General features: G+C 53.5%; 14 protein-coding genes. 2 read left to right on the forward strand and 12 right to left on the reverse strand.

The window, feature by feature from the left end:
• Positions 1-2 precede the first annotated feature (2 nt).
• The 5 genes from Q4491_RS09515 to Q4491_RS09535 all read right to left on the reverse strand — a co-directional run bounded on the left by Q4491_RS09515 (position 3) and on the right by Q4491_RS09535 (position 5956).
• Positions 3-1232, reverse strand: a complete 1230-nt coding sequence (locus tag Q4491_RS09515) for a hypothetical protein (RefSeq protein WP_303456932.1) — start codon at positions 1230-1232, stop codon at positions 3-5.
• A gap of 434 nt (positions 1233-1666) precedes the next feature.
• On the reverse strand, positions 1667-2770 hold the full coding sequence (locus Q4491_RS09520) for an ABC transporter ATP-binding protein (RefSeq protein WP_303456935.1): 1104 nt from the start codon (positions 2768-2770) through the stop codon (positions 1667-1669).
• Between the two features lie 5 nt (positions 2771-2775).
• Positions 2776-3633 (reverse strand): carbohydrate ABC transporter permease, encoded by an 858-nt coding sequence (locus tag Q4491_RS09525; RefSeq protein ID WP_161458743.1) that lies wholly within the window; start codon positions 3631-3633, stop codon positions 2776-2778.
• The gene (locus tag Q4491_RS09530) at positions 3630-4550 is read right to left on the reverse strand and encodes a carbohydrate ABC transporter permease (protein ID WP_120512530.1); all 921 of its coding nucleotides are present in this window, start codon (positions 4548-4550) and stop codon (positions 3630-3632) included. The genes Q4491_RS09525 and Q4491_RS09530 overlap by 4 nt, the downstream gene beginning before the upstream one ends.
• A 140-nt stretch (positions 4551-4690) precedes the next feature.
• Positions 4691-5956: an ABC transporter substrate-binding protein gene (locus tag Q4491_RS09535; protein ID WP_303456945.1), complete on the reverse strand. Its 1266-nt coding sequence runs from the start codon at positions 5954-5956 to the stop codon at positions 4691-4693.
• Positions 5957-6745: 789 nt separating this feature from the next.
• Here Q4491_RS09535 and Q4491_RS09540 point away from each other — a divergent pair.
• On the forward strand, positions 6746-7648 hold the full coding sequence (locus Q4491_RS09540; protein WP_303456948.1) for a hypothetical protein: 903 nt from the start codon (positions 6746-6748) through the stop codon (positions 7646-7648).
• A gap of 1183 nt (positions 7649-8831) precedes the next feature.
• Here the strand turns inward: Q4491_RS09540 and Q4491_RS09545 are convergent.
• A complete protein-coding gene (locus tag Q4491_RS09545) occupies positions 8832-9515 on the reverse strand; it encodes a YafY family protein (protein ID WP_303456951.1) in 684 nt (227 codons plus the stop codon).
• A 90-nt stretch (positions 9516-9605) separates the two neighbouring features.
• Here Q4491_RS09545 and Q4491_RS09550 point away from each other — a divergent pair, with 90 nt between their 5' ends.
• On the forward strand, positions 9606-9971 hold the full coding sequence (locus Q4491_RS09550; RefSeq protein ID WP_303456954.1) for a VOC family protein: 366 nt from the start codon (positions 9606-9608) through the stop codon (positions 9969-9971).
• A gap of 81 nt (positions 9972-10052) precedes the next feature.
• On the opposite strand, the gene Q4491_RS09555 is transcribed toward Q4491_RS09550, so the two are convergent.
• From Q4491_RS09555 to Q4491_RS09580, 6 genes are read right to left on the reverse strand one after another with little or no spacing between them, the layout of a single operon-like run.
• Entirely contained in the window at positions 10053-13877 is a 3825-nt protein-coding gene (locus tag Q4491_RS09555) for a cellulose synthase subunit BcsC-related outer membrane protein (protein ID WP_303456957.1), read from the reverse strand.
• Positions 13868-14977 (reverse strand): cellulose synthase complex periplasmic endoglucanase BcsZ, encoded by a 1110-nt coding sequence (gene bcsZ, locus Q4491_RS09560; protein WP_303456960.1) that lies wholly within the window; start codon positions 14975-14977, stop codon positions 13868-13870. Before bcsZ ends, Q4491_RS09555 begins: the two co-directional genes overlap by 10 nt.
• Positions 14974-17262 (reverse strand): cellulose biosynthesis cyclic di-GMP-binding regulatory protein BcsB, encoded by a 2289-nt coding sequence (bcsB, locus tag Q4491_RS09565; protein WP_303456963.1) that lies wholly within the window; start codon positions 17260-17262, stop codon positions 14974-14976. The genes bcsZ and bcsB overlap by 4 nt, the downstream gene beginning before the upstream one ends.
• 3 nt (positions 17263-17265) lie before the next feature.
• Complete coding sequence (bcsA, locus tag Q4491_RS09570; protein ID WP_303456966.1) at positions 17266-19887, reverse strand: UDP-forming cellulose synthase catalytic subunit; 2622 nt, start codon at positions 19885-19887, stop codon at positions 17266-17268.
• A 4-nt stretch (positions 19888-19891) separates the two neighbouring features.
• The gene (gene bcsQ / locus Q4491_RS09575; RefSeq protein WP_303456969.1) at positions 19892-20677 is read right to left on the reverse strand and encodes a cellulose biosynthesis protein BcsQ; all 786 of its coding nucleotides are present in this window, start codon (positions 20675-20677) and stop codon (positions 19892-19894) included.
• A complete protein-coding gene (locus Q4491_RS09580) occupies positions 20674-20862 on the reverse strand; it encodes a hypothetical protein (protein ID WP_225445319.1) in 189 nt (62 codons plus the stop codon). Before Q4491_RS09580 ends, bcsQ begins: the two co-directional genes overlap by 4 nt.
• Positions 20863-21021 lie beyond the last annotated feature (159 nt).

Here is a 21021-nt window from a genome sequence, read left to right on the forward strand (position 1 = left end):
CACTAAAATAGTTTACTGATCACTGATTTGGCTTCAGCAAATCCCTCGATCACGAATTCATCCAACGTATGGAGAATATTACCATCGACATCCTGCTCGTATACGCGGACTTTACCCGTAGAAACATCTGTGTTCACAAGGATATGACGTTTCTCTCCGTTCAATGAGTAGATGTCACGCCATAACCCAATTTCATCTTCCCGGTAGGGTCCACCCTGCCGATTGCTGTCCAGTCCTATTTTATGACGCTTCTGACGCATCTGCTGGCCACGATACATATTCTTGTCAGCTGAACCTTGCTTCATGCCCTGGGTGTTTAAGGAGACAGTCCGGCTCGATCCGGTTGTTCCCTTGCTCTCTATCTCAACCAGGGCGCAATTCTTGTCCAGGCCAATACAGTCCGGTCCATGATATCGATTGACAAAATCCGGATGAGTGGCGATCTCCAATCGGTGCTTGGCATGCTCCATTCCGAGCTGTCCCAGTGCTTCAGGTATACTCCGTGCGTCGCGCAGAGCAGCTTCCAGCAAATCAGACAGTATCTGAGGGTCTTTTGCGAGCTTGAAGATGCCCTTATAACCCCCAGCAGCTGCACTGACAATGGGAACCATCGCCTGATAGCTCTCGTAACGCTTGAGCGTCTCAGCCCCCTGCAGTTCCAGCTCCCCTTCAATGGCATACATTTCTTGGCCATTATCAATATATGCCTGAGATAACTCTTCCGGACTCAATATTTTCCCAGTTTCCGTGCTGGTGGCAACAATAACACCTTCATCGGCCAGGTGTTCGCCTAATTGGGCAGCCTGGTGCCTGACAAAATCGTTTACGAACTGCTTACCGGCGCCAACGGCACGCGAGGCGACCTCAGATACCGCCTCGTACATATTTGTATCTGGATCGAAGGGAGCGTAATTCGCCTTAACGTGCCGGGTTGGCCGTGCAGTTCTCTGCAAAGACCTAATTCGACTGGAAAATCCGAAAGGTAAATGCGATTTCAGATTACCTGAAGCATCATACAAGTCGCCTCTGTCCCCCAGCACAAGCAGATCGCCACTCTGAATTTTGCGGAGAATGTCATCGCGTGATTGTCCGTCTTGCAGCGGCAGCCCATCGACACCTTTAACATTAATACCGAATTCGCCCCGAATGTGCCACATCGCAATGTCTGGGCTGAGAACCCGATGTAAGTCACTCAGCGACAACCTGTGTGATTCAATTAACTCATAGCGCATACTCATCGCCTCTTCTATTACTGCCCATGACGGCAGCAACACCTAACAGGGATAAAAACCACGTAGAAACAAGACATTAAAATAGCACTTTGATGAAATATCAGACAGATGACAAAATGACAGTGAAGGCTGTGGATTCACCGGATAGCACTGACACTTTGACGGTTTTTCAGGCAGCATGACTCAAATCACAGTAAGAATATGAATCGTGCAGAAGTTATAAAGCGTAAACTCTCAAGCGCCCGAAATTTTAACAAGCTCCTATGTGACACATTTTCCCGACAACCATGACGTCTAACGTAAACAAGAGCCTTGTATTTCTGGACTATTTCATTGTGTCATGCTGCGTTTTCAACACTGATTTCAGACAAAAAAGCCCGCTCCGGCACAGACCAGAGCGGGCAAAACAGCTCAAGTGAGCCTTCCCCAAAAAATCAGATGATGCGTTGCTGGGATTGCGCGTCGAAAAACACCGCTTTTGACAGATCGATGTGGAAAGGCATGGTTTCGCCGACCTTAGCCTCATAGTCCGGTGAAATGCGGCACGCCACTTCCTGACCGTTCATGGTGACCATGGCAATGGTGTCCGGGCCTGTCGGTTCCAGCACATCCACCGTCAGCGGCAGCGTGGTACAGCCCTCGCCTTCCACCAGCTGCTCAGTGATGTTTTCCGGACGCAGGCCAATCACAATCGACTGGCCATCGCGTTCACGCAGCGCGGCGGGCAGGGCAAGCAGGTGCGGCTCTCCCGCCACTGTCACGCTGGCAACCGGCTTGTCCTGGGCATCGTGCTCCACTTTGGCCTGAATAAAATTCATTGACGGCGAGCCCATAAAACCGGCGACAAACATGTTATTGGGCTGGTTGTAAATTTCTTTGGGGGTGCCCAGTTGCTGCAGTTCGCCATCTTTCATCACCGCAATGCGATCGGCCAGGGTCATGGCTTCTATCTGATCATGGGTCACATACACTATGGTGGTGCCCAGTTGCTGATGCAGACGTTTGATCTGGGTGCGCATTTCAACCCGCAGCTTGGCGTCCAGGTTCGACAACGGCTCATCGAACAGATACAGCTTAGGCTGACGCGCCAGTGCCCGCCCCATCGCCACACGCTGGCGCTGGCCGCCTGACAGTTGCGCCGGTTTGCGATCCAGCAGGTGATCAATCTGCAGCATAGCGGCAACCCGATCCACTTCCTGCGCAATTCTGGCTTTGTCCAGCTTGCGGATTTTGAGACCAAAAGCGATGTTGTCCCGCACCGTCATATTGGGATACAGGGCATAAGACTGGAACACCATGGCGATATCACGATCTTTCGGTTCCACCTGGGCGACATCGACACCATCAATCAGAATCTCGCCGGAGGAGATATTTTCCAGCCCGGCAATGGTATTCATCAGGGTGGATTTGCCGCAGCCGGAAGGGCCAACCAGGATCAGGAATTCACCGGAATCAATGCTGATATCAATCCCCTTCAGGGTCTCAATCTCGGCGTTGCGGTACGTTTTACGAATCTGTTTTAAAGCGAGTGTAGCCATGCTTGTTATCCTTTCACTGATCCCGCGGTCAGACCGCGGACAAAATACTTCCCTGCCAGCACGTACACCAGAAGCGTTGGCAATGCGGCAATAATGGCGGCGGCCATGTCGACGTTGTACTCTTTCACCCCGGTGCTGGTATTGACCAGGTTATTGAGCGCCACCGTGATCGGCTGGGTTTCCGCCCCCGAATACACCACGCCGAACAGGAAATCGTTCCAGATGGCGGTGAACTGCCAGATCACTGTCACCATGAAGATAGGCGTCGACAGCGGCAGCAGAATACGGAAGAAAATAGTAAAGAAACCGGCTCCGTCCAGCTTGGCGGCTTTAACCAGCTCATCGGGTACGCCAACGTAAAAGTTACGGAAAAACAGTGTGGTAAACGCCAGACCGTAAATCACGTGAACCGTCACCAGACCGGCTGTGGTGTTGGCCAGCCCCAGCATGCCCAGCAAGGCAGCCATGGGTAACAAAATGACCTGAAACGGAATAAAGCAGCCGAACAGCAGCAAGCTGAAAAACAGCTGAGAGCCGCGAAAACGCCACTTGCTGATCACATAGCCATTAAAGGCCCCCAGCAGAGTCGAAATCGCCACCGCCGGGATCACCATCTGGAAAGAATTCCAGAAATAGCCTTTGATACCGTCGCAGCTCACGCCGGTACAGGCGCCGGACCAGGCTTTATGCCAGGCATAGCCCACCCACTCCTGCGGCAAGGACATCAGATTGCCGCTTTTAATATCGGGCAGGGTTTTGAACGAGGTAATGACCATCACAAACAGCGGCATCAGGTACACGACACAGAAAAAGAGCAGTCCGCTGTAAATCGCCATCCGGCCCAGAGTGAAATGCTTATTCATGATTTCTTCTCCCGCAATTCGGAATAGAGATAAGGCACCAGAATCGCCAGAACGCCCGCCAGCATCATGATGGCACTGGCTGCACCCAGACCCACCTGTCCGCGGGTAAAGGAATGCGCGTACATAAAGAGTGCAGGCAAATCGGACGAATAGCCCGGACCACCCGCGGTCAGCGCGGTGACCAGATCGAAGCTCTTAATGGCAATGTGCGAGGTGATAATCACCGCACTGAAAAAGACCGGACGCAGGCATGGCAGGACAATTTTCCAGTAAATCGTCGGCATGCTGGCCCCGTCGATCTGGGCGGCTTTGATGATCGAAGAATCGATCCCGCGCAGGCCCGCCAGGAACATGGCCATCACAAACCCCGACGACTGCCACACCGCAGCGATCACCAGGGTGTATACCGACATGTCCTGATCCACCAGCCAGTTAAATTCAAAGCCGGTAAATCCCCAGTCGTGCATCAGTTTTTCGATCCCCAGACCCGGGTTGAGAATCCACTTCCAGGCCGTACCGGTGACAATGAAGGACAGCGCCATGGGATAGAGATAAATGGTCCGGATTGCGCCTTCCTGGCGGATATTCTGATCCAGCAAAATCGCCAGACCGACCCCCAGTACAATCGCAATCAGCATAAACATCAGGCCAAAAATGCCAAGGTTGGTCACCGAGGTGATCCAACGGTCGTTGTCCATCAGCTTCTCGTATTGCATCAGCCCGGCAAAATTAAAGCTGGGCAGAAAGCGTGAGTTGGTCAGCGACAGATAAAAGGTCCAAAACATAAAGCCATAAATACACACCACAGTGACCAGCATGGTCGGGGCCAGCACGATTTTCGGCAGCCACTTCTGTAATCTGTCCGCCAGGCTGGGCCGGGCCGCTTTCTGTTTGGTGAGCGACAAGGTTTGCTCCATAGTGCGTCCTTGATTCTGGTTTCGTCTCAATATCACCTCTCAGGCACACGCATGCCCGGGCATGAATCGTCGGATTCATTCACCGCAGAGGTAAAAAGCATAGGTGATTCGGCGGACTGAACTTCAGCCCGCCGACAGGGTTACATGGCTGCTTTGACTGCACGAGCCAGCTGTTGCGCGGCTTGTTTCGGATCGGCAGATGTATCGTTGAAGAAGTTGGTCACCACATCATAGACCGCACCCTGCACATAGCTGGTGGTGGCCAGACCGTGGGCCATACTTGGCACCAGATCGCCCGTTTGCGCCGAGGCTTTGAAGGTGGCCATTGAATCCAGCGCACACTTGTCGAACTTGTCCATGTTCATGTCCAGTCGCACCGGGATCGAGCCTTTATTGAGGTTAAACACTTCCTGGAAGTCTTTATTCAAAATGGTTTTGGCCAGATGTTTCTGGGCCTCTTCGTTGTCTTTGTTGCTCAGTTTGAAGAAGGCAAAGCTGTCAATGTTGAAGGTAAACTGGTTTGCTGTGCCCGGCGCGGGTGCGCAGATGTAATCTTTGCCCGGCTGTTTACCGGCCGCCGCAAATTCACCTTTCGCCCAGTCACCCATAATCTGCATGGCAGCCTCGCCATTGATCACCATGGAGGTGGCGATATTCCAGTCACGACCCGGCGAGTTCTCGTCGATGTAGTCATGCATCCGCTGGAAGGTCGCGAAGGTTTCGACCATTTTCGGACCGGACAGCACGTCCATATCCAGATCAACAAACGCCTTGTTATAGTCTTGCGAACCTAAAACATCCAGCGCAATCGCTTCAAACAGCGTTGCGTCCTGCCAGGGCTGACCGCCGTGCGCCAGAGGCACAAAACCTGCAGCTTTGATCTTCTCGGCCGCGGCAAAAAACTCGTCCATGTTGGCAGGCACTGTCGCACCAGCTTTCTTGAACACTTCAGGGTTGGCCCACAGCCAGTTCACACGGTGCACATTCACCGGCACAGCCACGTAGTCGCCGTTATACTTCATGACTTTGGTCACCACGGCTGGCAGCACCTTGTCCCATTGACCAGCTTCTGCCACATCATCCAGCGAGGTCAGAAAACCCAGATCGCCCCACTCCTGAATATCGTGACCTTTGATTTGCGCCGCAGACGGCGGATTGCCCGACACGGCACGGGTTTTCAGTACTGTCATCGCACTCTCACCGCCGCCACCAGCCACAGCGAAGTCTTTCCAGCTGTCGCCCTGCTGTTCCAGCATTTGTTTCAGCACAGCGGCCGATTTGGCCTCACCGCCAGACGTCCACCAGTGCAGTACTTCCACTTCACCGGCATTCGCCACGGAACTGGCTGCCGCGAATGTCATAGCGATCAGCGATTTTTTCAGAGTAAAGGTACGTTGCTTTGTCATTATTATGCTCTTCCTTGTTTATAAGGGTGATGACTGGCGTGTAGGGTACAGATCGCCAGTTGGTTAGAGTCTACCCAAGCAAGAAAAGCGCACTGTAACAAAAGGAAACCCGAACGTAACACACGCGTAACATTTGGGTGTGTTTTGTTTTTTATCAGTGAGTTAGGATGTTAAATAGATGATAAAAAGTGTGATGTCAGTAAGGGGGATTGCCCTGTGCAGGGCTGGCGGGAATTCATACAGCGAGTGCGATTTTTAAGGCTGGGTGAGTATGTCGCGCTTGAGTTCGGTGCTTCTCTCGGCATGGTGTGATGCGCGCCAGACACTCTTTGTTGGGCCAAAGAGTGCCCAGAAAAGCCCTTTTGTTCTTTGGTGTGGGCCGGGACGGTTGTAGGCGCTCCCGGCGCCGACAACCTAAAAATTCGTCCTGAATTTTTCCCTGATTTTGTACCATCAATGTACATTCTCAAACCGTCATTCCCGCGACAGGCGGGAATCCACACAGCGAGTGCGATTTTTAAGGCTGGGTGAGTATGTCGCGCTGAGATCGGTGCATCTCTCGGCATGGTGTGACGCGCGCCAGACACTCTTTGTGGGGCCAAAGAGTGCCCAGAAAAGCCCTTTGGGTTCTTTGATGTGGCCCGGGACGGTTGTAGTCGCTCCTGGCGCCGACAACCTAAAAATTCGTCCTGAATTTTTCCATGAGGTTGGGGGAAGTTTACAATTTCTCTTTGTATTTTCAGGTTGATACCTTAGTATTTCCTAACTCTCGAAAATGACAATAAAGCTATGAAACTACAAGACTCTATTCAAGTGCACTACGACGGTAACGGTGAAGATATAAAGTCTCACCTCATGCCATCGCTATTGGTCGCAAGCAGTGTAAAAGCTTTTGATGCGTTATGCACAGAAGCTTTCAAAGAAGCTAATAGGGTCTATAACTGTAAGGTTGAGACTGGTACTTACATCGAGGGAGGCTTTGATAAAGGGTCATTAAAGTGGCTCCAAAAGTTAGTGACATCTCAGAATGAAGCTCAGATTGAGACTGATGGATGCTCAATTCAGTTACGTGTTACTCAGGCCATATCCAAAGCAGTTCATATATTACTCCGTATTGATACGAGTATTCCTGAAATCGTAATCAAGGAAGGCAAGGACGGATTTGAAGTAGAACTTGGTGATAAAAACATCGTAGCTGATGAGCTGGTGTGCTCTCTCATTACAAATTCCAAGGTTCGAAAAGCCATTAGTGAGTTAGCAAAGCCATTAGCTCTTGAGGGAATCGACAAGTTAACCATACAAAGCTGTACATCATCGTTTTCTGACATTGAAGTAAATAAAGATGCAGCGGTTAACTTAACGCAGAAGCGCGAACATTTCTATGTGGTTGAGGACGGGAATTTTACAGGCTTCTATCGCGTAGAAGACTTGTCCTACAATCCTCAAAAAGCATGGAAATTCATATCGATCGAGAAGCCAAGTGACACTTTCAATGGAACTATCGATGATGAGCAGTTTTGGTCTAGTGTAGCTGCAAACGAAGAACGATTTGCACGTGATGATGTAATGAAGCTCTCGGTTTCTTGGAAAAAATGCAGAAAAAGCCTGACTGCACGAGCTAGTACGACCTATGTTGTAACGAGCATAGAACACTATGAAGGGGAGCAGATGGAACAATGCAAGATGTTCTGATTTATCTGGGAGTATACTCGTTAATAGTACTGCTCTTTATCCTTAAACCACTTTTTTCTTATTTGTTATCCCTAAAGGGGATAAGAATTAAGTTCGTCTCCAAAGACGGGGAAACAAAAAGCAAGACTGTGTACTTGCGTCAGGACGACCCGCTATATCTACAGTTAAAGAAAGAGAAGGGGCTCTGACTTGGCTAGTAGAAAACCTCCAATCACAAAAAGCGATCTAATACTGGGTGCACCGTTTACTGGTTTTTTAACTTTCATTCTACTCACTTGGTCAGCTGGACTTGGGGATGATTCTCCTTGGAAGCCGTATATTACTGATGCTACGGTTTCTGCGATTGCGACTATGGCAACCGTAGTATTTACTAAATTGGTGTCCTCCGCGCGATTTTTAGGTTCACTGTTTTTTAATTGGGTCGCTTGGAGGCTTCAGGTACGAGCCTGCAATGCTGTTTTGAGTTGCCCCTTGCAGTCAGAAAAATCAATAAGTATAGCTCAAAAGAAACTTGATGATTTGACTGCGGACTATGTTCAGCGAGTCAGTGAAAGATCATAGTGAACCATTAAAAGAATAGGGGCACACTCTAATTGAAATGACTCTCGACCAAACATACCGTCAACTTCACTTTGCCTAAATTCAAGAAGACAACTTCGAGCCTCGACTCTAATGTGAAATTGGCCAAAATCAGATTATCCCACTTCCCTCAGGGAAAAATTCAGGACGAATTTTTAGGTTGTCGGCGCAGGGAGCGCCTACAACCGACCCGGACAACATTAGCGCAAACCACTCCCGTTAAAATTGTAGTTGCAAAAACGGGGCGGACCATACATTTGTGCCAGCAAAGAGTCACTGGCGCGCATCGCACCATGCCAAGAGAACCACCAGACTCAAGCGCGACATACCTCAGCCGTACCAAAATCCACCAGCTACAACACACCAAAAAGCAAAAAGAAACCCACTCCCTCAGGGAAAAATTCAGGACGAATTTTTAGGTTGTCGGCGCCGGGAGCGCCTACAACCGGCCCGGACCACACCAAAGAACAACAAGGCATTTCTGGGTACTCTTTTTGCCTCAAAAGAGTACCTGGCGCGCATCGCACCATGCCAAAAGAACCACCAGACTCAAGCGCGACATACCTCCCCCGTACCAAAATCCCCAGCCGTACCTTTGTGCACCCTAGCCCTGACGCAGTCTTAACTCCTTCCCCCGCCACTCCCGAAACAACGCATGACGCCGCCTCGGATACCTCTGATCCATCATCAAAGCATCCGCAACCCACTCCGTGCGGAAGTGGCGAAAATCCTGCCGCTGTTCGCACCAGGCGGCGAGTATCCTGCCCTGGGCGAAATAGCCGATCGCAAACGGCCAGATCACCCGGTTACTCTCTTTCCCATCGGCGGCGCGATAACGGATGGCGAGTTTTCTTTCCAGCCGGATGGCCTTTCTGAACAGGGTGAGATCTTCAGTGGCAAGCTCAGCCGGCGAGCCGACGCGCAGCGGCACCTCATTGGCGCCCTGCACCAGATCGGCGGGGAGCACGGCGGTGACTTTCGCCAGCGCGGAGTCGGCGGCGCTGGCCATCGGCACATCGCCAAAGGCCGAGACCCAGCGGACGCCCAGCATGATGGCGCTGATTTCAGCTTCAGTGAGCATTAACGGTGGCAGGAAAAATCCGGGCTTCAGCACATAGCCCATGCCGGGTTCGCCGTCGATCTGCGCCCCCTGGGCCTGCAGTGTGGCGATATCCCGGTACAGGGTGCGAATGCTGATGTTCAACTCGTCGGCCAGCCGCTGTCCGCTGACAGGCTGACGGTGCTGACGAAGAATCTGGAGTAGCTGGAGTAATCGTTCGGTACGCATATGCAAAAGGATACTGCCACTTTCTGACAGTGTCACGCGCTAATCTCAGCGCTGTACACACAGACGATTAACTCACAGAGGAAAGAGAGAATGACACCTAACCTGTTGCTGCTGTATGTGAAAAACCCGGAAACAAGCGCAGATTTCTATAGCCGCCTGCTTGGCCGTGAGCCTGTGGCGGCGCACCCGACTTACGTAGCGTATGAGTTTGAAAACGGTTTTAATCTGAGCTTGTGGTCGGAACAGGCGCGCAATTTTGTTTCCGGCGGTGAGGGCCACCGCAGTGAATTCGCGTTTATGGTGCCGGATGACGAGCAGGTCAGGGCGCTGTATGACCAATGGCAGAATGCCGGTGTCGTGATTGAGCAGCCTTTGCATGACGCGGTATTCGGCCTGACTTTTGTGGCACTGGATCCTGACGGGCACAGAATCCGGGTCTGCACACCGGATGAGTAACAGGGAATAAGCCCTTGACCAACAGGCGCATCTGCTTGCGCCTGTTGTTATTTGTTGCGATGTCAGTGACGGTTGCGCGTATCAGTCAAAATCGCTGTACAGGCGGGGCACTGAAGGCGGGTAATCGATCGGTTGCCAGCGATCATTGAAGGTAAATCGGGTATACAGCATAAAATGGTTTGGCTCGTAAAAATCAGAGCGCTGCAAGTCCACGGCGACCCCGACATACCAGCGACTGCTGACCCGCTTTTCCAGTGCGCCTTCCAGTGAATAACCAAAACCGCCACCTTTATCTGATTCACCGTCCGACTGATAGGGCGCATCTTCTCGCGACCAGGAATTGGACACAGAAGCGCTGACCAGATAAGACCAGCTGCTGTTGTAGCGGCCATAATAATTCACCGGCAGCGACAGCGACACATAGCGCTGCGGGCTGTAATAGCCGCCGCTGCCCAGTGTGTACTCGCTCAGGTTTTTATCGTAGTCAAAATACAGCAGATTGGTGCCGATACTTAAACGCTGATCATCGGTGGCAATCAGTTTGTAATACCCGCCGCCCAGCAGGGCCAGCCGGGTGTTGTCGGCCACCTTTTCGCCGGTGATCAGATGATGTTGCACACTGCTCCAGAACCCGTACGGGCCGCCAATGTCCCAGCTGGCATTGAGTTTGACACCTGTGCTGACCACACCGCCCCAGAGTGTCCCGGCTGGGTCAACCTTGGTTGTCACCGGGGGATCATCATCAACCGGAGCAGATCCCGGCACACTCATCCCGGCATACGACAGCACGCTGCTGGTTTCCGGCCGGCGTGACAAGGTGCCGGACACACCGAAATCGCCGATGTCCCCTTCAAGCGTGACGCCGCCCACCCAGGTTGACTGGGCAAAACCCAGCGGTGTGGTGCCGATATCGGCCTGCCAGTTGTCCGCCTGCCAGCCGATGCCAAAGGCCAGCCCGGTGTCACGGGCGCGCAGCACCTCGTACTGCGCATTGGAATCGTCAAACTTGTCGTAATAGTCCAGATCGCCGGAGTCGAGTGAGACATAATCGGCCCGCATGATCAGATGGCCGTCCCATTGTTCGAGTGGGATCCGCGCTTCGATCGGCACCTGACTGGCCTTGTTTTCCCCGTCACGGGCGCTGTAATCCCAGCCGATGATGAGGTGGCCGTCGCTGCGATCGCGCAGACGGTCGATGTCAGCTTTAACATTACGGGTCAGCCAGTAATCCTCAGCCTCTTGATACAGTATCCGTAAATCGGGTGGTTGGGCCTGCACCACCTGTCCATCCGCGCTTTTTTCGCTGCGATCCGCATTCAGTGCCTGATAACCTCGCTGCTCGGCCAGCGCCCACTGCTGATTATCCATCGCCAGGGCCATGCTGTTACGGTAATCCATCGCATCCGCGTCTGGCCGCTGGCTCAGTAAGCGGTTCAGTTCACGGGCTTTGTCATCTTCGCCCTGACGGTTCATCACAGGGGCGGCGGCCATTAATTGTCTGGCCGTCAGCAGGGAGCGGCTGGCATAAAGCTGCTCAGACACCGGCTGATAGACAGCCCCATCGCCCAGTGCGGCACTGGTTTGTAACACGCCGAGCCGGGCATCGGTGCGGTAAGGCTCGGGGACGGGTTTAGCGTCGCTGAGCACATTCTGATAAAGCGCCTGCGCCCGGCGAAACTGCCGCTGTTCAGTCAGGATCGCCGCTTCTGCCAGCAAGCGCCGGGTATTGAGGGTATCCAGTTCGGTACGCGATACGGCGTCCTGCTCCCCGTTGACACGCGCCTGTCCCTGCTGCGCCAGCCACAGATCAAAGGCGCTGAAGTGCGCCAGCTCAATCATCAGCTCACCATAGCCAAGCCGGGCGTTTTCCGGCCAGTTGTCACTCGGGGTTAACTGGCGGTAGATTTTCTCAGCCTGCTGGCGTTCACCTAAACCGGACCAGCTCATGGCCAGCCGCGCCAGCACGGCTGGCTGACTGGCATATTGCTGCGCCAGCGCATGCAGCTGCTGGCGCACGGCATCCGGGTTGGCCTGATAGCGGGCAGGCAGATCAGCCAGTGACTGATCAAGGCGCAGCCGCAGCAAATTACCCTGCATGGCCTCACTGCGTCGGGCAGCAGGCACACGAGACAGCACGGCAATGGCCTCATCGTCCCGACCGGCCTGACTCAGGTATAAGGCGTAGGCGAACTGCATCTCCGGATCGCGGCTGCCGGCGGCCCATTGCTGCATCAGAGCGTCAGCCCGGTTGCGCTGCCCGGCAGCGACTAAAGCATCGGCAATATCGCGACGCTGCCAGGGGGAGGAAGGATCCAGTTGGAGTAATTGTTTGGCAAATTGCTCTGCAGCCTGAGTGTCATTCTCAGCCAGCGCGCTGCTCAGCTGTTGCACCACTAACTGGGTTTTCATCTCCAGTAAGGTGCCGCGAATTTGCCGCCGCTGGGCCGGGGGCAACTGCTCTGCAAAGGTAATCGCCGCCGCCAGCCCCTGGCTTTCCAGTGTCAGATTCACCAGGCCGCGTACGATCTGCGCATTACCGGGATCACGCTGCAAAGCTTGCCGGTAAGCCTGTTCAGCATCAGCAAATTTCTGCTGCTGCTGATACAGTTCTGCCAGTTTGAGGTAGGCATAGGGTTCAGCGGCATTCACTGGCATGGCTTTCTGATACGCGCGCGCTGCCTGATTCAGTTGGCCTTTTTGTCTCAGCGCATCACCTTCATCCAGATACGCCCAGTAAGAAGAGGCTTCCACCAGCGACTGCCACTTACTGACATTGTCGGGATCATCGTCGAGCTGCTGCGCCTGTCGGAAGTAATCCAGTGCTGTACCCTGCTGCCCCTGGCGCAGGTACACCATGCCGAGGCCGCCCAGAATGTCAGGATCGTCCGGGCGCGTGGTTAAAGCGTATTCCAGTTGTTTTTTGGCTTGCGGGTATGTCCCTTGCTCTATCAGCGCCAGCCCCTGTAGTTTGGCCAGATAGGTGGGATCTTTGCGCAGCGTCTGCTCAGTTTCCCAGCGAGCCTGCGCATTGCGGTTGGCGCGATTGATAGCGGTATCAGACGGAAAATAGCTGGCGACAATGGCGTACTGTTCGGCCACTTCTGCCGATATCGGCTGCTGATCCAGCGCGCGCAACCAGGCATTGGCGGCCACTGTGCCGATATCCGAACGCAGTGCCAGCTGGCGGTAAGTCGCCAGAATCCAGGGATCGGCAGCATCGCGACGGCGAATATGGTTTGCCAGCGCCAGCTGAAAGGAAGGCACGCCGGGATACGCGGCATTGAGCTGCTCCAGCCCCTGCTTCACGCTTTCCCAGCGTTCACTGAGACTGCTTTCAGCCTGCAGGTATTCCAGCTGCAACTCGGCCGAGGGCATCCCATTGGGGAACAGCGCATCATAGGCTTTCAACGCTTGCTCATAACGACCGGCGCGCACCAGTAATCTGGCTTGCTGCAAGTCGGCTTTTTTGCGGCCGTTAATGGCAATCAGATCATTCAGCGCCTTGAGCTGCACCGACTGCGGCGAGCTGGCTCTTAACTGACTTCGGACTTCCTGCGCCTGCTGAAGCTGGTTTTGTTTGATCAGCAGCCGTGCCTGGTAATACAGCCCGTCCGGGTGCTGGCTGTCAATCGCCAGTAATCGCTCCAGCGCACTCTCAACGATATCATCGCGACCTAACGCCGTGGCCAGCTCAATCTGATTAACCAGAAACGCCTCCGAACTGTTATCTGATGGCACGGCGGAAAATGTGGTCACCGCGTCTGCCGGCTGATAGACCTGCTCAAGCTGCTGCGGTGTCAGGGGTGTTGCCGGCACAATACCGGCGTAAGCGGACAGGCTGATTGACCCGGCGCTGAGACCCAGTGCAATCAGAATACTTGCGTTTAGCGAAACAGTTACTGACATCCCTTTTCCCATGCTGGCTCCAGTTCACCCTGTACGCCGAAGCGATAACGTTGCTGGTGCCAGCCTTCGCCAAACAGCGCCAGCACATTGTCGTAATAATGATCGTCCTGGTTTCTGATGAGGTGCTTGGCTGCCCGCCCGGCCTGAGCCTGCAACAGCTCGGTTTCACCTGACGCGGCCAGCAAGGGCAGCATGGCGGCAGAAAATCCGGCACTGCCCTGCTCCTGATACTGGCCCGACTGAGTGTTCACCGTGCGTGGCGGGGCCGACAAAGCCGCAGTAGCCGCCACCATGGGCTGCATTGCCTTCACCAGTGTCGTTTTATCTTTCGAATCTTCGCTGAGCATGCCTGCCCATAAATAGGTACGAATGGCGTTATAGCTGCCCACCGGCCCGGTTTGCTGATCTGCGCTATAACGGCCATTGGCCAGCGTGGCCCAGTCCGGACTGAAACCTGCAGGCATAGTGCCCAGAATCATGGCAAGGCTGGTGCGGTACAGCGACGTCCAGCGGTATTGCGGGTAAAGGTGTGCCATCCGGGCAATCAGTTGCAGCGGCAGGTAACTCGGATTGACCCGATACTGACCGTTCTCCAGCTCAAAACCCAACGAACCCGGCAGCAGCACAGTGCCCAGGCCGTCGATATCCACGGTTTCTTCACGCAATATCCGGCTGGCCATCAAATGGCCCAGCGACTGGTAGTAATGGTTATTCCAGAGGCGGCCCGCTTCTGCCAGCGTGTACGCAATCCAGAGATCTGAATCTGAGGCCGGATTATCATCCAGCACGCCCCAGCGTCCCGATGGCTGTTTTCCCCACAGCCAGGCCGGCAAGCGCGCCGTCAGATCGCCTTCTGCCAGCTGGCTTTGCGTCCAGTCCAGCATGGCGGCAAAGGCCGGTTTGTCATTGGCTATCAGGGCAAAGAACAAGCCGTACGACTGACCTTCGGATGTGGTGATCCGGCGCTCGTCACTGCCATCGATCACACGGCCATCGTTCAGGTAAGCCGATTTAAACTCTTGCCATTGCGGCCATTCACAGCGGTTTGCCAGGCTGTGGGAACTGAACAGCAGACTCAGCACAATTATCAGGCTTTTCATGCCTCTTCCCCGCTGCGTGCCAGTCTTCTGGCGGCAATTTTCCGCAGCACCCGCCACAGGAAGACAGTGACAATCACCACCAGCAACACCGCCAGGCTGGCGACAAGCACAGGGTGATTGGAGAAGTGATACCAGATCAATTTCAGCACCGGCAACTGGCCGACAAAATAATGCTGGCCGACGTTATAACTGGCCACTTCCTGATCACGCAGGATCACCACAGAGCCTGACATGTGCTCCACTTTCCCCGAATCAATGATGGCATTATCCACCAGGCTGAATGCCTGCGGACTGGCAGCCATGATCGCAACCAGACTGCGCTTCTTGGTGAACGGAGATTCCACGCCTGTGATGGCGGCAAACTTGCCGCTGGCATTGACCGACACCAGATCGACAGCCTCCGGATTGTCAGACGCCCTGCCCAGCCAGTTCATGCCTGATAAGGTTTCGTTGCGGCCCGGCAGGCGGATCTGGCGCAACCCGGACTGCAGAACCAGATTCACCTGATCCGGTTCGCCAATCGCCTGAGTGAGTTCCTGTGCCACACCTATGCTCAGGATATCCTTGCCTTTCAGCGTCGCACTGTCCCACTGGTCTGTCACCGTGACCTTGATAGCCGGGTAACCGACATCCGCACCCAACCGGCCCATGACATTCAAAAAGGTTTGCAGCGCTTCAACTGACGAAGAGGCGGGCAGAACCACTGCCGTGTCCGACAAGTCTGCCATGCGGGTAAACGGGAACCCGGAGGTTGCAAAGGAGCGCAGGTTCGGCATCTGGATATAATGCGGGAAGCCACTGAAATCAATGGTCGAGTCGCCGTCAACCACGGCATACTGTTTGCTCGGCTGAGTGATCTGGCAATTCCCCTCCGTGACAGAGGCAAAGCCGAATTCGAAATCGATGAAATTTTTACTGCCCACTTTAAACGCCGGAATCCGTACCCGGTCACTGCCGCCCAGCAAACCGTCATCCAGTAATGGCACCCGGACACGCTTGGATTCACCACCCTGACCGGCTGTTGTCAGGTTGAACGCTTCGACAAACTCATCGTTGATCCCCAGAGTCAGCCGAGAGCCAGAGTTATCTTTCATTGGCGGCGAATAACGGTAGTGCAGATCCATAGCAATACCGCGGCTCTGCCAGGTGAACAAATCCGGCGGCAGCTGAAAACTCAACCGTACCGGTGGCGGGGTGCGGCCTTCCACCTGCAACTGACTGCGCTGTTCCACCAGCTCGGTGAACGCCACGGGCCTTGAGGTATCAACCCAGTTGGGCGCGTCATAAGGGACGCGCTGTTTGACCTGAAGCACCTGATTGATCTTCGCCATTGGCCCGGTTAACAACTGGGTACCCAGTGCCAGCCCCTGAACCGCGGTATTGAGATCCTGACTGTCGCGCCCCTGCACCAGCAGCAGCTTTACATAAGGGTTGGTCGGATGGGTGATCACCTGTAAATACGGCCCGTCGGCATCCGGGAAGTCACGCAGAAAATCGGGTTTATTGTCATTAGTGACAAACACCACAGCATGCTGCTCTGGCAGTTGATCGAACAAGAGCGAAAATTGCGCTCCCCGCCACCCCGACAGCGCACCAAAATGAGACGCCAACACGCCCGCCGCTTTTATCTCCGCCAGATCATAGTCAGCCCCCATAATGACCGGCAGGGTTAACCTGCCAAAATCACGGGGATCAAAAAATGGCGCCGGCAATACACTCAAATCGCTTTCAAGCCGGGTTTTCTGCACAAACAGTTCGACCCGGCTGCTCTGGCTGATCTCCGCCCAGATACTGGCATCATTGGGGTTAGAGCAGGTTTTATGGGTGTTACCAATCAGCTCAAACCGGATCTGGTTATAGTTACTGAAATAACGTGAGTCCAGCGGCATAGACACGCTGCTTTTTTTGCCCTGCTGGCCATCTGTGACCGGCACGACCCCCATCAGCTCATTGTTGAGGTACACCTTGATGTGAGACACCAGTGCCAGCAGCGCCGGGGATGACGTGACATCAAAATGCAGGTTGGCTTTGGCTATCACCTCATCCAGACGCGATCCAAAACCGACATTGGCGTTGGCTTCACTGCCGTAAATACCGATAGAGCCATTAAAGCCCAATTGTGAGAAGGGCAGATCTCGCTGGATAATAGGCGAGTGAATATGTGAAGGTGTCGTGACTCCCGCTGAATCGGTGTTAACTGCCGTGGCCTGCGCACTGGCCATTGCCGCCGTACCCAGACTGCTGAGTATGGCAACCGTTGTTTTTATTGTTTTATTGATTTTCATTTTTTAAGCCCTGTTGGGGACATTACGTGGTCTCAGTGACCAAATCAGGCCACCAAAGAGTGAAACACCCTGTGCCAGCGCAGCAACTGGTGCCGGGCTGTGCTGAATAAGGCGGCGGTATCCGTTCCAGCCGACCTGCAGCACAGATTTCATACTCGACATGGGCTTATCAGACTGATAAGACTGCTGCCACTTCGCCCAGATGTCTGCTCTGGCAAATGTACATTGCACGTACTGAATTTGCTGCTGCGTGCTGAGCTCACTGAGCTGCAGCCCCAGCATACCTTTGCCGCTAAAGGCGATGGTTGCCGGAAATACATAGGATTGCAGACCGCGACTCAGCACCACCTCCAGTATCTGATTCACCTGAACATCCAGACGCTCACTGTCCTGCTCACCCAGCTGGACTCGCAAGCCACTGAGCGAGAAATCTTTCATTTCAGCCTGCAGCAGGTGTCCGGATCTGAGTCTCACCGCCACCGGCATAGAAACGTCAACCCGGTGATCACGGCGTATTTGCTTGGCTTCAACAGCCACCGCCACTGCCGCGCCGAGGATCAGCAGGTTGTAGAGGGTCCAGACAATATTCACCAGCACAGTGGCCACTTCGTTCTCCGGCCCCCATCCCAACCGGTACAGGCCCATGCCGAGCCCAACCACATTCAGCAATACCAGCACCAGATAGGGCCGGGAAATCACCCAGTCATAATGGGATTCTTTAACCAGCCCGCCCTTGGCGGTGACATTGAATTGCCCTTTATGCGGGGCAAACAGTGCCACTGTGGTCGGGCGCGCGATATACCAGGCCAGAACGGTTTCATACACTTCGCCCCAGAATGAATAGCGAAATTCCCCCTGCATCCGCGAGTTGGTCATGCTGGCATGCACCATGTGCGGTAACACGTACAGAATGATCGCCAGCGCCGGTGCATAAATAATGAAGCTGTGCAGCAATAAGAACGCCAGTGGCGCGGTCAGGAAAATGATCCTGGGAATGCCCGACAAAAAATGCAGCATGGCATTGGCATAACACAGCCGCTGGGACAGCTTGAGTCCTTTGCCGGTCAGCGGATTATCCACCCGGAAAATCTGCGCCATGCCCCTGGCCCAGCGGATTCGCTGGCCGACATGCGCCGACAGGGTTTCCGTTGCCAGACCGGCTGAAATCGGTTGTTTCAGATACGCCGAGTGATAGCCCAGACGGTGCATCCGCAGTGAGGTATGCGCGTCTTCAGTGACTGTCTCCACCGCTATGCCACCGACTTCTTCCAGTGGCCCTCGGCGCAGAACGGCGCATGAGCCGCAAAAGAAAGTGGCATCCCACAGATCGTTACCGTCCTGAATCAGGCCGTAAAACAAGTTGCCTTCGTTGGGCACATCGCGAAAATTGGCCAGATTACGCTCAAACGGATCCGGCGAGAAAAAGTGGTGTGGTGTCTGAATCAACGCCAGTTTCGGATCTTTCAGGAACAGGCCCATTGTCAGCTGAAAAAAGGCTCTGGCCGGAATGTGGTCACAGTCAAAGATGGCCACAAATTCTCCCTGTGAGCGCTGCAGGGCATAGTTAATGTTGCCCGCTTTGGCGTGCTCGTTCGTTGGCCGTCGCAGATAATGCACGCCAACTTCCTGGGCAAAATCGCGAAAACTGTCTCGCTTACCATCATCCAGAATATAAATATTCAGCTTATCCTTTGGCCAGTCGACGCCCAGAGAGGCGTACACAGTGGCACGCACAACGTCCAGATCTTCATTATAAGTCGGTATCATTATGTCAATTGTAGGCCAAACTTTTGGCTCTGGTGGCAGTGCAACCGGTTTTCTGTTCAGCGGCCAGATATTCTGAAAGTAGCCTAAAATCAGCACGATCCAAGAGTAAGTTTCTGCCAGTAACAGTAAAACGCCCAGTATGAACGCCAGTGGATCGTCCCAGTTCAGCGTGGAAGAATAGCGCCACCACAGATAGCGGCACGAAGCTGTGACCGACAGGATGATCAACAGCAAGGTCGGAAAATGGCCTGACATTCGCCGGCACATCATGGCCAGCGCCCACAACAACAGAACAAACACCATCTGGGCTTCCAACCCGAACGGCACGGTAAAACAGATCATGGCAAGTGAGACCACTGCTATCAGCAGCAGAACATTGATCATCCGCCCGGTTTTGGTTTCTTTCAATACCGCTTTAAGATCTTCCGTGTCGGCGTCGGTCGCTTTTTTTTCCAGCCATTCAATAAGGCTGGCAATGCGCCCCAAGGGTAAATAGAAAATGCCTTTCACACGGCGGATCAGCTGTTTGGTGCCCGCCTGCAGCTGGGCTTTAAGATGGCCCGGCGATTGCGGCCTAACACAGAGCAGCCACAGGCTCTGCAGCGCAAAACGCACAGGATCCAGCAACGAAGGGGAAGCAAAATTGATGTGCGGATAGTAAATCAGAGGTAAACGCCATGCAGGCACGCCGGCAATCTGCGGCTTGAGGCACACAAACGCAAAGGTAAACCACAACCCGAGTATGAGATTTCCTGTGCGGGAAGCAGGCGTATTGCGCTCGCGCTCATAAGCAAGCTTTTGCACTTTGAACTGCTCAATAACCCAGGATTTAAAAATCAGATTTAAGGTGTTGAACATAGACTCAGGAAACACACTGGATGGCTGACAATTGCGACACGCACCAAAAGGCGAGTGACTGATAATCTTTTGCCGCCTGGCTGGTTGGGGCAAACTGCTGCACTGTGGTCAGATTTGCCACACTGTCCATCAGAGCGATGTCCCGGTGTAACAATACCGGTGACATTTCAGCGCCAAGCTCTCTTTTCATCACCAGCATGAAATCGCGGCTGATCTCGGTTTCAGGCTGATACTGATTGAGCACATAGCGCACTTTGGCTGAGACAGGCGCATCGTTAAAAACAGCCTGGGTTTCGAAAACATCTTGCAGCACGCTGTAACAGGCGGCATCAGGGGTTAGCACCACCAAAACGGTATCAAAAAAATAGCCAAAGGCTTCATCCTCCAGTAACGCCAGATCCGACGATCCCAAATGAATCAGTTGCCAGTGATCCTGATTGCCACCCACCTCAAACCGCCCGAGCGCTTCAAGGATCTCAGCCAGGTAAGGGCCGCGGTTAGCCTCAAACTGTCTGGCGTTATGCAATGGCAGTTGGCCAAAAGGCAAAAAAGTCACACCATTGGGACTTTCAAAGCCCGCTGACTGCCAATCGGTATTCGCACACATGTGACTGGCCCACCCCTCAACGCTGGAAATAGGCAATCCGAGGTGTAAACGCAGCAAATTAGCATCAACAGCATCAACCACCAGCACATTTTTCTGTACTTGCACTAGTGCCTGTGCCAGATTTGCCGTGACTGTTGTCGCCCCGGCGCCGCCACGCAAGCTGAGAATCCCGATCCTTTTCATACCATATCGGCCTGGCTGCTGTTTTCAGTTCTGGCTTGCTTTGTCCCGTGAGGTGATTTTTTACTTTTTAATATCAACCACTTATTTTTTACTTTTGAATAGGTCTCGCTTTCATTTAATTCGACATAATCATGATTAGTCATGTTATAAGACGCATAAATTGCATCAACATCTTTCGCAGGCATTACCACAATAATTCACCACTACTTAATAGAATTTATCAATGCCATTAATACAAACTATATTTAAGTACATAATTTTCAAAGAAACAAACAGGCACTAACGTTTATTACATTATCGCCTGTTCATTATTAACATTTGGTCCACAAAAAAATCATGTCCCT

The organism is Photobacterium sp. 2_MG-2023, from assembly GCF_030547675.1.
GTDB classification, from domain to species: Bacteria; Pseudomonadota; Gammaproteobacteria; order Enterobacterales; family Vibrionaceae; genus Photobacterium; species Photobacterium arenosum.

Coding starts and splice junctions, on each gene's coding strand:
- Q4491_RS09525 (WP_161458743.1), bottom strand. CDS start 3,633: ATGAATAAGCATTTCACTCTGGGCCGGATGGCGATTTACAGCGGACTG.
- Q4491_RS09515 (WP_303456932.1), bottom strand. CDS start 1,232: ATGCGCTATGAGTTAATTGAATCACACAGGTTGTCGCTGAGTGACTTA.
- Q4491_RS09580 (WP_225445319.1), bottom strand. CDS start 20,862: ATGCCTGCGAAAGATGTTGATGCAATTTATGCGTCTTATAACATGACT.
- Q4491_RS09550 (WP_303456954.1), top strand. CDS start 9,606: ATGACACCTAACCTGTTGCTGCTGTATGTGAAAAACCCGGAAACAAGC.
- Q4491_RS09535 (WP_303456945.1), bottom strand. CDS start 5,956: ATGACAAAGCAACGTACCTTTACTCTGAAAAAATCGCTGATCGCTATG.
- bcsA (WP_303456966.1), bottom strand. CDS start 19,887: ATGTTCAACACCTTAAATCTGATTTTTAAATCCTGGGTTATTGAGCAG.
- Q4491_RS09555 (WP_303456957.1), bottom strand. CDS start 13,877: ATGTCAGTAACTGTTTCGCTAAACGCAAGTATTCTGATTGCACTGGGT.
- bcsQ (WP_303456969.1), bottom strand. CDS start 20,677: ATGAAAAGGATCGGGATTCTCAGCTTGCGTGGCGGCGCCGGGGCGACA.
- Q4491_RS09545 (WP_303456951.1), bottom strand. CDS start 9,515: ATGCGTACCGAACGATTACTCCAGCTACTCCAGATTCTTCGTCAGCAC.
- Q4491_RS09530 (WP_120512530.1), bottom strand. CDS start 4,550: ATGGAGCAAACCTTGTCGCTCACCAAACAGAAAGCGGCCCGGCCCAGC.
- bcsB (WP_303456963.1), bottom strand. CDS start 17,262: ATGAAAATCAATAAAACAATAAAAACAACGGTTGCCATACTCAGCAGT.
- Q4491_RS09540 (WP_303456948.1), top strand. CDS start 6,746: ATGAAACTACAAGACTCTATTCAAGTGCACTACGACGGTAACGGTGAA.
- Q4491_RS09520 (WP_303456935.1), bottom strand. CDS start 2,770: ATGGCTACACTCGCTTTAAAACAGATTCGTAAAACGTACCGCAACGCC.
- bcsZ (WP_303456960.1), bottom strand. CDS start 14,977: ATGAAAAGCCTGATAATTGTGCTGAGTCTGCTGTTCAGTTCCCACAGC.